This window comes from Pedobacter suwonensis (assembly GCF_044762335.1).
In the GTDB taxonomy this organism is placed as follows: domain Bacteria; phylum Bacteroidota; class Bacteroidia; order Sphingobacteriales; family Sphingobacteriaceae; genus Pedobacter.
The window spans coordinates 163,663-177,194 of record NZ_JBIWEB010000011.1; the positions used below are offsets into that span (position 1 = coordinate 163,663).

Below are 13,532 nucleotides of genomic sequence, written 5' to 3' on the forward strand. Positions count from 1 at the left end.
AAACTGGACCGATTTTTTTGCTGCCGCCAGCCTGTTTCTTCCCGTAGCAACGGGCTTGCTTGTTTCAGCATTGCTTTTATTCCTGGGTATATACCTGGCTATTAAAGCAATTAATCATCGGAAAGAAAAAAAACATGTGAGATACTTTTGAGCAAGGATGCGATTTACATGATTAATATTTGTATGCGCTGTGATTTTTAACCGGATAATTTTTACCGTTACAAACAACATTTGAGCAGGATAGCCTGGGTTCTCTTGCTTTTTTTTATTATCACTACATCACAACATTAGGCCATTAACCCGATTATATTGATCTTGTCATTTGCTTACTCGCATACCATTTCTATCTTTGTAGCCGTTATCTTTGCACGGATACAGCTATACGTTTAAAGAACTGTAATTTCTTCATAGTGGAAACAACTATCTGTACCGTTTTTTGTCCCCTTTTAAAATAGGATGTATAATAGCATCCAAAGACACTATTTGAAGGTAAAATATAATTTTTAATTTAAAACGCTTAATTTTACCCGAATGGATATCTTATCATACCTGTTGGCACTCTTGCAGCAACGCAAAGAAGTTGGTATTACCGGCTTGGGCACCTTTTATAAGAAAAAATACCCCGGAAGATACGATAAGGAAAGGCAAACGTTTTTGCCTCCAGGCTATACCCTCCGGTTTTCCGAAGAAGTAATCGAACAGGAAGCTTTGGCTAACTTTATTTCAACTAAAACCAATATTACAAATGAAGATGCCCTCAATCGCATTGCACAGTTTGTTGAAGAAGTAAATGAAAAACTTGAAGTAGACCACGAGGCCGAACTTAAAAATACCGGACGCTTATTTTTTACTGAACAAGGTTTAGCTTTCGAACCAGTTAAAGACATGAATTATGGTTCGGAATTTTATGGACTTCCACCGCTGGAAGAAACGATCGTTGAAGAGGTAAAAACAGATTTACCAAAGAACGAAGAGGAAGAGATTTATGACGAAATTGCGGAAGCGCCAGTTGCACCATCTTCTTTTGAGAATAAGTCTTATCAGGCCCCTAACATTGAAAACGTCGAATTAGATGAAGTTAAGGATGATCTTAAAAACACTTTAAAACATACACAAACAGATTCATTAGCAATTACTGAAGTGCCTGAATTTATTAAAGAACAGCATGAAGAACATCCAAACCGTTTTGGCCATACACCAGAATCGGAGATTGAAGATACTGCTGCTAATACACATTCAAGTAAAACAGAAGAATCTACTGAAACGAAAGAAGAGTTAAAACCTATTCAAGAAGTAGCAGTACCAGAATCGTTGATTTCGCAGCATGAAGAACATCCAAAACGTTTCGGTCATGCACCAGAATCAGAAGTAGAAAATATTGCTGCTGAGCACCGTGCTGTTGAAGATAGTCAAACGAATAAAACCGAACAGGTAAAAGATACCGGCGTACCCGGCCCGGTTGAAGACGTTAACCAGGTTGGTGTTCCTACATCGATAGTAGAGCAGCATGACGAAAATCCTGACCGTTTTGGCCATACACCAGAAGCAGAAAAAAATGCAGAAGCAGCAGGCGCTGAACCGGTTCAACCCCAACAAAATTATTCGGGCCGTTTTTCATTGAGGCCAGAAACGGATGAGCCAAAAAAATATATTAATTTAGAAGAGGAAGTTAAAAAAGAAGAGCCCATAATTGAGGCACCAGCTTTTATAAAAGAACAGCATGCTGAGCATCCAAACCGTTTTGGCCATGACCCGCTCGAACACAGCAATGAAGCTAGGCAAGGTATGTCTACCTGGTTAATGATTACGATTGCAATTGTGGCTTTGCTTGTGGTTGCAGCAATAACCTTTTTGATTAAGCCCGAGTTATTTACAGGAGAAACAACCGGTACTGAGAAACCTGCACAAGTAATTATCGATTCGCCTAAGGTTGCAGTGGATACTTTGAAAGCGAAACAGGATTCAATAGCCAAAACCGATAGTATATTAAAGGCTAATCAGGTTCAGCAAAAAACAGATACCGTTAAAAAAGAAGTGGTTAAACCTGTTGCTAAGCCAGCTATCGAAACGCCTAAAGAAAACAAAGTTGTACCAAACACTGGTCCTTCTACGTTCTATGTTATCGCAGCATCTTTCCAATCAGAAAAAAAGGCGCTTGTTTTTATCAAACAAATGGAAAAAATTGGTTTAAAGGCCGAAATAGCAGCTGTTCCGGGCCGTTTAAAAAAGGTGAGTATAGCAAGCTTCAGCACAGAAAAAGAAGCTAAAGAGCAAAAAGATATTTTAGAGAAAAAACTTAAAGGCAAAGGGTATTTCGTACAACAAAAACACAACACACAACCATAATGATAACTTTATTAATTCAGGACACCACACAAGCATTGCAAGACACAGCAAATGCAATTAACCAAACATTAACACAGCCACAGCAAGAACTCCATTTTATAGATCTGCTTTTTAAAGGCGGATGGGTAATGATTCCGTTGGCTTTTTTGGCTTTTTTGGCTTTGATTATTTTTGTTGAACGTTATTTAACCATTAAAAAAGCCACAAAAGATGAGGCTAACCTTATGGCGCAAACCCGGTCTTATATCCAATCCGGAAATTTAGATGGTGCCATGTCGCTTTTAAGAAATAACAACTCCCCTCTTTCTCGCATGTTGCAAAAAGGCTTAAAACGCATTGGCCGCCCGATTAAAGATATTGAAGGCGCAATTGAAAATGTGGGCAAATTAGAAGTTTCTAAATTAGAGAAAAACATCAGTATCCTGGGTATTGTTGCAGGTATTGCGCCAATGCTCGGTTTCGTAGGTACAATTGTGGGGGTAATTACCATTTTCCACCAGGTATCGATTAAGGGAGCAATCGAAATCGGAACAATTTCCGGTGGTTTATATACCAAAATGATTACCTCTGCAACCGGATTAATTATCGGGATTATTGCTTATGTACTCTATCATATCTTAAATATTATGGTTGAAAAAATCATTCTTAAAATGGAGACTGATGCAATTGATTTTATTGATTTACTAGAAGAACCGGGCAAATAATGAATTTACGCAAAAGAACAAAAGGATCGGTAGAAGTACATACTTCAGCGTTGAACGATATTATGTTCTTCCTGATGCTGTTTTTCTTATTGGCCTCTGCAGTCGTCAATCCTACAGTAGTAAAATTATTGTTGCCACAATCATCAAGCGGACAGCAATCTACCGCCAAAAAAGCAGTTACCGTTACAATAGACGAAAATTTAAAATATTTCGTTGAAAAGAAACCGGTGAGCATTGAGGAATTAGAGCCTACCCTGGCATCATATCAAAAGCTGGCACCAGATATGACCATACTTTTATATGTATCGCGCAATGTAACTTATCAGGATGGATTTGTGGTGAACGATATTGCCAATAAACTGAAATTGAAACTTGTTGTAGCCGTTGAACCTAAAAAATAATGAACTACAAAGCACAAAACGTACCTCAGGAGGAAAACAATTATCCAAAGGCCATTGCTATAGCAAGCGGTATTATGGGATTTTTGTTATTGATCAGCTTTTTTATTGTGATTGGTTCATTCCAACCACCTGAAGAAGTAGGTATGGGCGGCATGGTGGTAAATTACGGAACTTCGGCAGAAGGTATGGGCGATGATTATACCAGCATTGAAGAACCATCTGCAGATCCAAATGCGAATGGTAAAGCGCCTGAAAAGGTTACACCTGAAGAGAAGGTTACACCAAATACCGCCACCGAAAGCAGTGATAAAGAGGTACAAACACAGAGTACCGAAGATGCCATTGCCGTAAATACCAAACCCACAAAAGTTACAACAACTGCACCTACGCCTGTAACAGAAGATAAACCTGCTAAGCCGGTAATTAACCAAAATGCACTTTACAAAGGCAAGAAAAATACCGGTCAGGGACAAGGAGACGGTACCGGAAAAACGCCAGGCAACCAGGGTGATAAAGATGGCGATCCGTTAGCATCAAATTATGGTGAAGGGGGGTCGGGAAATGGCAATGTACAGCTATCTTTAGCCAGCAGAAAATTTATCGATATCCCCAGAATACAGGATGATGGACAGAGCGCAGGAAAAATTGCCGTCCAGATCCGCGTAGACAAAAATGGCAAAGTTGTACAGGCACGCGCCGGAGCTAAAGGTACAACCTTATCTGATTTAGCCCTCTGGAGAAAGTGCGAGCAGGCTGTATTGGGTGCAAGTTTAAACAAACTGGAATCCGCTCCAGATGTACAAACCGGAATTGTGATGTTTAATTTTAAAGTTAAATAATTTTTATTGTGCTGTCAGATATTACTATCTGACAGACTATATTTGTTCAAAAGATTGATAGGATCTCTTAACGATTAATGATGCATGAGTATCATCTAAACTATAAGTCAGATGGAAACATCTGACTTCACCTACCCTGCTGGTTTTGTACATCCTTTACCATCAAAAAAAGTAAAAACTTCGGAAGAAATCTTTCTCATTTGATTTCATAATTACGCCAGTCAACCTATATTTGACGTATATTATGAACTACCAACAAACGCTTGATTTTTTATACAGTAAACTTCCGATGTTTACCCGCGTTGGCGCATCAGCTTTTAAAAAAGATTTAACGAATACCATCATCCTTTGCGAAGCTCTGGATAATCCTCAACATAAATTTAAAAGCATCCATGTGGCCGGAACAAACGGGAAGGGCTCAACATCCCACATGCTCGCTTCCGTGCTACAGGCCCAGGGAAATAAAACGGGATTGTATACTTCACCCCATCTGAAAGACTTCCGGGAGCGCATTCGCATCAACGGAAAAATGATCAGCAAAACTGAAGTGGTATCATTCGTAAAAGAACAGCAAAAACTCATCGAAAAAACCGAACCTTCCTTTTTTGAAGTAACTGTTGCTATGGCGTTCGATCATTTTGCAAAACATCAGGTAGATGTAGCGGTAATTGAAGTGGGTTTGGGCGGGAGGCTGGACTCTACCAATATCATCACCCCGGAAATTTCAGTCATCACCAATATCAGCCTCGATCACATGAATATGCTCGGGAATACCCTTGCGGAAATTGCAGGAGAAAAAGCAGGCATCATCAAAAAGAGTATCCCAGTGGTGATTGGCGAAACGCAAGAAGAATCTGCGCCAGTTTTCATTAAAAAAGCCAACACTGAACACGCGACTATTGTTTTTGCCGACCAGGTACTGAACACACAGGATCTTAAAGTCAAAAACAGTAAACTTTCCGTATCCGTTTATCAGGGAAGAGAAATCAAATATAAAGATCTTCAAAGTGATCTTACCGGAATTTATCAGCCTAAAAATATATTAACCGTTCTCCAAACCCTGACTGTGCTGAACGAGAAAACCGAAATTAAAACCGATCAGCAAAGTGTTTACAGCGGCATCAGCCAGGTTAAAAAGCAAACTGGTTTACAGGGACGTTGGCAAACTTTAAGCAGAACCCCTTTGGTAATCTGCGATACGGGGCATAACGAAGCTGGCATTACTGAGGTGATTAAAAATATTGCACAAACGCCTTACCAGAACCTGCACATCGTTTTCGGCATGGTTAACGATAAAGACATTTCGAAAGTATTGTTGTTAATGCCAAAAAATGCAACTTATTATTTTTGCAAACCCGCTTTGGAACGCGGTTTAGATGCAGATCGCTTAAAAGAACAGGCTGCCGCATTTGGCTTAACAGGAAAAAGTTTTACATCAGTTCTTGAAGCAAAAGCAACTGCTATTCAATCGGCAAGCCCTAAAGATCTGGTTTTTATTGGTGGAAGCACGTTTGTAGTGGCCGAAGCGATATAAAATCTTTACATTAACTTCAAAGTAGCTTTATCTAAATTCATTACTTTAGCCCTTTAACTAAAGCATAATGAATAAAATATTCCGTTTAATCTTTACCGTTTCTATTTTTTCGATCTCATTTTCATCCGCCCAAACCAAAAAAACAAGCACAACATCTGCCAAAGCATTTCCTGCGGAGGTTGCACGTCCAAAATTGATGGTAGGTCTGGTAGTCGACCAAATGCGCTGGGATTATTTATACCGCTATTATAACCGCTACACTAATGGTGGCTTCAAAAGGTTGATCAACGAAGGTTTTTCTGTTGAAAACACATTTATTCCCTATACACCGACATATACTGCATGTGGTCACACTTGCATCTACACGGGTTCAGTTCCAGCTGTTCATGGTATTATCGGTAATGATTGGTACGATCCTGAAACCAGGAAAAGTGTTTACTGCACAGAAGATTCTTCGGTTTCTACAGTGGGCAGTACACCTTCATCAGAAGGCAATATGTCGCCAAAAAATATGCTCACCACAACCATTACTGATGAGTTGAGACTGGCGACAAACTTTAAAGGGAAAGTAATCGGTATTTCTTTGAAAGACAGAGGTTCCATCCTTCCGGCTGGTCACGCCGCAAATGCAGCGTATTGGTACCAGGGTAGTACCGGAAACTGGATTACCAGTACCTATTATATGAAAGAGGTTCCGGGCTGGATTGCCGATTATAACAAACTGAAACTCGCGAACAAGTTTTATGCAAAAAACTGGGAAACGCTATATCCGATCAATACCTATGTAAACAGCACAAAAGATGAAAATGCATATGAAGGTAAATCAAGTACATTTCCACACCAGCTAACACAAAACATTGATAAAAATTTCGATGCCATCAGAAGTACACCTTATGGCAATACCATCACTTTAGATTTAGCCAAACTCGCTATTCTTTCCGAAGACCTGGGGCAAGACAACATCACCGACTTTTTAGCAGTCAGCTGTTCTTCTACAGACTATATTGGTCATGCTTACGGACCAAACTCTATTGAGGCTGAAGATACTTACTTGCGTTTGGATAAAGATTTCGAAGAGTTTTTCAACTATCTGGATAAAAAGGTAGGTAAAGGAAATTATACTGTATTTCTAACGGCCGACCATGGCGCTGCCCATGTACCTGGCTTTATGCAAGAGAATAAGCTACCTGCCGGTGTGGTGAGCGACAGAGAAATTGCAAGTAAATTAAATGCCTATTTAAACGATAAATTTAAGTTAGACAATGTCGTATTAAAATCGATGAATAACCAGATCATCTTCGATCATGACAAGACAGACAAAGCAGATATCAGCTTTGATGTGATTAAATCCGCCTCGGTTGAATTCTTAAAAAGGCAGGATGGTTTTCAGAATGCGGTAGATATTGCGAAAGTATCGCAGGCCACACTTCAGGAGATCCAGAAGAAAATGATTACCAACGGATACAATGCCCGTAGAAGTGGCGATATTTATTATGTTTTACAACCGAACTGGTTTAATGGTGGCAGCACGGGAACCACACATGGTAACTGGAATCCTTACGACTCGCACATTCCTCTGGTTTTTATGGGATGGGGAATTAAGCCGGGCGCAACAAACCAAATGCATTACATGACAGATATTGCACCAACATTAGCGGCTTTACTGCATATCCAAACCCCGAATGGAACAGTAGGTGAACCGATCACTGAAATCACCAATAAATAACACTAAAAAACTATGCTCACCAGCATAGTTTTTTTGTTTTTAATTCAATCGTCATCTCGGCTGAAATACAGTGGAATGGAGCGATCTGCCTCAATAGACTTAGCTCTGATGAACACTTTGTGGTTCTCGACTACAGTCTGAGACCGTTTATCATTGACGACAATAGCGGTTATTTACTTTAATTTAGGCAAAATTTATAGCTGAACCAAAAGCCATAACGGTATAGGGTATTCATGCTTTAAGTAGCATAATTTAGTACATTTGCATACCAAATATATTTGGAAACAAGGATTGGTTACCCGAGCATGCCAGTCCTTTAAATCCCATAGTATGCAACCAGTAGAAATCTATAAACCTAAAAATAAAATCCGTTTTGTAACCGCTGCGTCCCTTTTCGACGGACACGACGCCACCATTAACATCATGCGCCGTATCCTGCAGTCATCAGGAGCTGAGGTTATCCATCTTGGCCACAACCGTTCGGTTGATGAGGTGGTGAACTGTGCCATTCAGGAAGATGTACAGGGTATTGCCATGACCTCCTATCAGGGCGGACATATTGAATATTTTAAATATATGTACGATCTTTTACAGGAAAGAGGATCGGGTCATATCAAAATATTTGCAGGTGGCGGCGGCGTGATTCTACCTTCAGAGATTGAAGAATTACAGGCCTACGGAATTGCCAAAATCTACTCTCCTGATGATGGACGTAAAATGGGGCTGCAAGGCATGATTAATGATATGCTGATACAAACTGATTTTGTAACCAAAACAGACATTGGCAATGATCTCAAAAGCATCTCCACAAAAGATATCAAAGCTATAGCTGGTGCCATTACTGTCGCAGAAAATGATCCTGAAGCTGCTCAAAAATTTGTTAACGAATTAAAGCGTTTATCTCAAAATAACAATGCTCCTGTTGTAGGTATTACCGGAACCGGTGGTGCAGGAAAATCATCCCTGGTCGATGAATTGGTCCGTCGATTCCTGGTTGAAGTAAAAGATAAAACCCTGGCTATTATTTCGGTCGATCCTTCAAAAAGAAAAACAGGAGGTGCCCTACTTGGCGACCGCATCCGCATGAATGCGATTAATAATTCAAGGGTTTACATGCGCTCATTGGCAACCCGACAGGCCAACCTGGCTTTATCAAAAAACGTACAGGAAAGTATCGACATCTGTAAGGCTGCAGGTTATGATCTGATTATTGTAGAAACCTCTGGTATTGGCCAGTCGGATACCGAAATTACCGAACACTGTGATGTTTCATTGTATGTGATGACGCCTGAATTTGGGGCAGCTACACAACTCGAAAAAATCGATATGCTAGATTTTGCTGATCTGGTAGCGATTAATAAATTTGATAAACGAGGGGCTTTGGATGCACTAAGGGATGTGCGTAAACAATATAAGCGCAACCATAACATTTTCGATGCTAAAGACGATGAAATTCCAGTGTATGGTACTATGGCTTCCCAATTTAATGATCCGGGAATGAATAACCTGTTCGTTGCTTTGATGGATCAGATTAAATTAAAAACCGGAACTGATTTTAATGCCAAAATGGAATTAACCTCCGATCAGTCAGAGAAAATTTACATTATTCCTCCCGATCGGATCAGGTATTTGGCAGAAATTGCTGAGGCAAGCCAAACATACAATGATTGGGTAGAGAAACAGGTTACCATCGCCCGTAAAATGTACCAGCTTAAAGGGGTAATCGACTTATTAGGAGAGACTAATCCACTATCTTTAGAAAAAGATTCTCAGGATGAGATATCAAAAAACCTAAAGGCAAGCTATGAATTCTTCGAAGAGCAATTAGACGGCGAATGCAAACGCCTATTGCGCCAATGGCCAGAAACAAAAAAAGCATACAAAGAGGAGTTTTTCATTTATAAAGTCCGCGATAAAGAAATTAAACAGCCTTTATTTTACGAATCACTTTCAAAACTAAATATCCCAAAGGTATCTCTTCCAAGATATGAAGACTGGGGCGATATTTTAAGATGGTTGTTAACCGAAAACCTTCCGGGTGAATTCCCCTATGCGGCAGGCGTTTTTCCTTTAAAAAGAGACGGTGAAGACCCTACCAGAATGTTTGCCGGAGAAGGTGGCCCTGAACGAACAAATAAACGTTTTCATTATGTATCGTTAGGTCAACCGGCACATCGCTTATCTACCGCTTTTGATTCCGTTACACTTTATGGAGAAGATCCGCATGTCCGCCCCGATATCTACGGTAAAATCGGTAATTCCGGTGTAAGCATTGCAACTTTGGATGATGCCAAAAAACTATATTCCGGTTTTGACCTATGTGCACCCTCTACGTCGGTTTCAATGACTATTAATGGCCCGGCACCAATGTTATTAGGTTTTTTCATGAATGCGGCGATTGATCAGCAATGCGAAAAATACATTATTGAAAATGGTCTGACAGAAGAAGTAGAGGCTAAAATTGTTTCAATCTATAAAGCCAAAAATATAGAAAGACCATCTTACAATGGCGCATTACCTGAAGGAAATAACGGCTTAGGTTTAATGCTTTTGGGTCTCACCGGCGATCAGGTGCTTCCTGCCGATGTTTATGCCACTATTAAAGCTAAAGCCATCAGTTCGGTACGGGGAACGGTTCAGGCCGATATTTTAAAAGAAGATCAGGCGCAAAATACCTGTATCTTCTCTACAGAGTTTGCCTTAAGGATGATGGGCGACATTCAGAAATACTTTATCGATGAGAAAGTGAGAAATTTCTACTCGGTATCTATCTCCGGCTATCACATTGCAGAAGCGGGTGCCAATCCGATTTCTCAGCTGGCATTTACCTTAAGTAATGGATTTACTTTTGTTGAATATTATTTAAGCAGGGGCATGCATATTGATGACTTTGCACCTAATCTGTCTTTCTTCTTCTCCAATGGTATTGATCCTGAGTACGCCGTTATAGGCCGCGTAGCCAGAAGAATTTGGGCTAAAGCCATCAAAAACAAATACAAAGGAAACGACCGTTCGCAAAAGCTTAAATACCACATTCAAACATCCGGCCGTTCATTACATGCTCAGGAAATCGATTTTAATGACATCAGAACTACGCTACAGGCACTTTACGCCATATACGACAATTGCAATTCCCTTCATACTAATGCGTACGACGAAGCCATCACCACCCCAACGGAAGAATCGGTAAGGAGAGCCATGGCCATCCAGTTGATCATTAACAGAGAATTGGGTCTGGCTAAAAATGAAAATCCACTACAAGGCGCTTTCATTATTGAAGAATTGACTGATCTGGTTGAGGAAGCTGTTCTATCCGAATTTAAACGAATCAACGATCGAGGTGGTGTTTTGGGAGCAATGGAAACGATGTATCAACGTGGAAAAATCCAGGAAGAAAGTTTGTATTACGAAACGCTGAAACATACAGGTGAATACCCGATAGTAGGTGTAAATACCTTTCTCAATAAAAATGGTTCACCTACCATTGTTCCGGGAGAGGTAATTCGTGCAACTGAGGATGAAAAACAATACCAGATTGCTGCATTACAACAATTTCAAAACCGAAATGAAGACCGTTCAGCAGATTTGTTAAAACAACTTCAAAAATCAGCCATAGCTGGAGATAATATTTTTGAGCAACTTATGGAAGTGTGTAAAATATGCTCATTAGGCCAGATTAGCAATGCCCTTTACGAAGTGGGTGGCCAATACAGAAGAAATATGTAAGGGAATAAGCCCAAAAAAAATCCCTCGACTTGCATCGGGGGACTTCACATATTTTTTTAAACTGATTATCCGGCAATCCAGCTAAATTTATAATCAATTGTTGGATTTTTCATACGTTCTGCAACACGTAATAAACGCGAAGGCAATGCCATAATATAATCACGTGCTTTTTCACCTGCTTCATTTAAATCCCGCATGCCTTCAATTTTCCAATCCTCGATTAACTGCTGCATAATTTCAACATAATCAATCGCCGTGTAAACACCTAAACGTTGCGCAGCATCTGTAAAGTGGCCAAATGTTTGACCTATTTTTAAACCTACCTCGCGTAGGAAATGTGCAGGCATGACAATTTTTTTACGCATCATGTCTTCAAAAGCCAACATGGCTTCATTAGGATCAACCTCGAAAATACGGTTCATAAAATCCTTATAAGCTTTGGCGTGCCTCGCCTCATCAGAAGCGATTACACCACACATTCTGGATAATAAAGTATCACCATCTTTTTTGGCTAAAGAAGCTACCCTTCGGTGAGAAATATTGGTTGCCATCTCCTGAAAAGAGGTATAAATAAAGTTGCGATAAGGATCATGACCAGTACCAATATCGAAGCCATCGGCAATCAGGTATTGTGTAGAGATTTCCATCTGGCGCATATCTACGCGACCAGACAAGTATAAATATTTATTCAATAAATCACCATGGCGGTTCTCTTCAGCAGTCCAGTGTCTGTTCCATTTCATCCAGCCACCATCTTCTTTCATACTCGGCCCCTGCACCATTGATAACCACGATTCGTAAGTAGGCAAAGCTTCTTCAGTAATCGTATCGCCAATCAATACCGCTACAAGATCGTAAGAAAGGTCCTTTGCATTATCCCTTAAAATTCGGATATCTTGATAAAATGTTTCGCTCGTAGAGTCAGGAAGGAAATCAGACGGTTGCCAGTTCGTATCAATTGGTTTAAGATAGGTATCCATCATCTCCAGCATATACGTTTCGATATGCACCATTACTTCCCTTCTTTTATCTGCAAAAAAACTCATTATTTATGATTATATTTTTATTAAAAACAAAGATAACCAAATATTGTGGCAAACCTTGTGATATTAAACATATTTAGTATTAATCAGTTTTAAATTTAACCACAATTGGCAACCTTAAGAGAAATAACTTTAATCTCCAGCCCAAAGGAATGCCGTTCCCATCGAGGCTATTTAACCTTAGACAGAAAATATAGGAGTAAATATGGAAGATGTAAAACGGATGATGGAATGGTCTCTGCGGAGATCAGCGTTTTCTGCGGGAGCACAACCTTAACTTTTCTCAATTCCTAAATGGTTTAAAAACTTTTTGGTATTGGAGCGCAGTGTCCCGAGCATTTGGGATAGGTCTCGTCCTGCTGTGCGCTCTATCCTTTTGGAAACCTTATTTTTTAAACAATTTTGCTTAGCCAAAAGGGATGCCGTTCCCATCAGGGCTATTTAACCCGGGATATAAGGGAAGATGTAAAATGGATGATGGGATGCTTTTTACAAAGATAGGTGTAAATCTGCGGAAGTACAACCTTAACTTTTCTCAACTTCTTAATGGTTTAAATACCTCTTGGTCCTGGAGCGCAGTGTCCCGTGCGCTTGGGTCGGGTTCCGTCCTGCTGTGCGCTCTATCCTTTTGGAAACCTTATTTTTTAAACAATTTTTCTTAACCAAAAGGGATGCCGCTACCATCAGGGCTATTTAACCTAGGGCATTCGATGGAAGATGTAGAACGGATGATGGAATGCTATCAGCGGAGATTGGTGTAATCTGCGGGGAACACAGCTTAGCGCCCTAACCCCTTAATGCCGGGAAACCGCGCTATGCACTTTGCGCTGTGCCCATTGCCCGTAAAACAAGAAAGCCCTTCAACATTACTGCTGAAGGGCTTCTCTTTAAGATCTGGCACCGACCTACTCTCCCACGTGTTACCGCAGTACCATCGGCTCTGGTGGGCTTAACTTCTCTGTTCGGAATGGGAAGAGGTGGACACCACCGATATAGGCACCTGAATATTTTATTGAGGTAGAAGGGGAAGGGTATAAAGGTGGAAGGGTTTAACCCTACGCCTCAGACCTTATCGCCTTAAACCTTAAACATGATTGAAAGAAGTTAGCATGAAGAACAAACAACAGTTCTGTTTGCTTTGAAAGCTTCGGATGATTAGTACTACTCGACTGTGGTGTCGCCACCTTTACATCTGTAGCCTATCAACGTAGTA

The 13,532-nt window shown here is 40.3% G+C and carries 8 protein-coding genes and 1 rRNA gene; 7 read left to right on the forward strand and 2 right to left on the reverse strand.

Translation table 11 applies throughout. The annotated features are described in order from the left end of the window. The first annotated feature begins 531 nt into the window (after nucleotides 1–531). From ACIQXP_RS17355 to ACIQXP_RS17385, 7 genes are all read left to right on the forward strand, one after another. Complete coding sequence (locus tag ACIQXP_RS17355) at nucleotides 532–2,346, forward strand: HU domain-containing protein (protein ID WP_387506273.1); 1,815 nt, start codon at nucleotides 532–534, stop codon at nucleotides 2,344–2,346. Next, complete coding sequence (locus ACIQXP_RS17360; protein ID WP_090985321.1) at nucleotides 2,346–3,050, forward strand: MotA/TolQ/ExbB proton channel family protein; 705 nt, start codon at nucleotides 2,346–2,348, stop codon at nucleotides 3,048–3,050. Before ACIQXP_RS17355 ends, ACIQXP_RS17360 begins: the two co-directional genes overlap by 1 nt. Further along, nucleotides 3,050–3,451, forward strand: coding sequence for an ExbD/TolR family protein (locus ACIQXP_RS17365; RefSeq protein ID WP_025144642.1), 402 nt, complete (start codon nucleotides 3,050–3,052; stop codon nucleotides 3,449–3,451). The genes ACIQXP_RS17360 and ACIQXP_RS17365 overlap by 1 nt, the downstream gene beginning before the upstream one ends. After that, on the forward strand, nucleotides 3,451–4,290 hold the full coding sequence (locus tag ACIQXP_RS17370; protein WP_387506276.1) for an energy transducer TonB: 840 nt from the start codon (nucleotides 3,451–3,453) through the stop codon (nucleotides 4,288–4,290). Before ACIQXP_RS17365 ends, ACIQXP_RS17370 begins: the two co-directional genes overlap by 1 nt. A 244-nt stretch (nucleotides 4,291–4,534) precedes the next feature. Beyond that, nucleotides 4,535–5,824, forward strand: a complete 1,290-nt coding sequence (locus ACIQXP_RS17375) for a bifunctional folylpolyglutamate synthase/dihydrofolate synthase (RefSeq protein ID WP_387506278.1) — start codon at nucleotides 4,535–4,537, stop codon at nucleotides 5,822–5,824. A 67-nt stretch (nucleotides 5,825–5,891) separates the two neighbouring features. Beyond that, complete coding sequence (gene pafA / locus ACIQXP_RS17380; protein ID WP_387506280.1) at nucleotides 5,892–7,550, forward strand: alkaline phosphatase PafA; 1,659 nt, start codon at nucleotides 5,892–5,894, stop codon at nucleotides 7,548–7,550. Between the two features lie 330 nt (nucleotides 7,551–7,880). After that, nucleotides 7,881–11,276, forward strand: a complete 3,396-nt coding sequence (locus ACIQXP_RS17385; RefSeq protein WP_387506282.1) for a methylmalonyl-CoA mutase family protein — start codon at nucleotides 7,881–7,883, stop codon at nucleotides 11,274–11,276. 65 nt (nucleotides 11,277–11,341) lie between these two features. Here the strand turns inward: ACIQXP_RS17385 and ACIQXP_RS17390 are convergent, their stop codons facing one another. Both ACIQXP_RS17390 and rrf read right to left on the reverse strand, forming a co-directional pair. Beyond that, nucleotides 11,342–12,322: an acyl-ACP desaturase gene (locus ACIQXP_RS17390; RefSeq protein ID WP_090985332.1), complete on the reverse strand. Its 981-nt coding sequence runs from the start codon at nucleotides 12,320–12,322 to the stop codon at nucleotides 11,342–11,344. Nucleotides 12,323–13,211: 889 nt separating this feature from the next. After that, nucleotides 13,212–13,323: ribosomal RNA gene (gene rrf, locus ACIQXP_RS17395) — 5S ribosomal RNA — on the reverse strand. Nucleotides 13,324–13,532: the final 209 nt, after the last annotated feature.

What these genes read in the sequence shown, in the direction of transcription:
- ACIQXP_RS17355 (WP_387506273.1), top strand. Translation starts at nt 532, where the DNA reads ATGGATATCTTATCATACCTGTTGGCACTCTTGCAGCAACGCAAAGAA.
- ACIQXP_RS17360 (WP_090985321.1), top strand. Translation starts at nt 2,346, where the DNA reads ATGATAACTTTATTAATTCAGGACACCACACAAGCATTGCAAGACACA.
- ACIQXP_RS17365 (WP_025144642.1), top strand. Translation starts at nt 3,050, where the DNA reads ATGAATTTACGCAAAAGAACAAAAGGATCGGTAGAAGTACATACTTCA.
- ACIQXP_RS17370 (WP_387506276.1), top strand. Translation starts at nt 3,451, where the DNA reads ATGAACTACAAAGCACAAAACGTACCTCAGGAGGAAAACAATTATCCA.
- ACIQXP_RS17375 (WP_387506278.1), top strand. Translation starts at nt 4,535, where the DNA reads ATGAACTACCAACAAACGCTTGATTTTTTATACAGTAAACTTCCGATG.
- pafA (WP_387506280.1), top strand. Translation starts at nt 5,892, where the DNA reads ATGAATAAAATATTCCGTTTAATCTTTACCGTTTCTATTTTTTCGATC.
- ACIQXP_RS17385 (WP_387506282.1), top strand. Translation starts at nt 7,881, where the DNA reads ATGCAACCAGTAGAAATCTATAAACCTAAAAATAAAATCCGTTTTGTA.
- ACIQXP_RS17390 (WP_090985332.1), bottom strand. Translation starts at nt 12,322, where the DNA reads ATGAGTTTTTTTGCAGATAAAAGAAGGGAAGTAATGGTGCATATCGAA.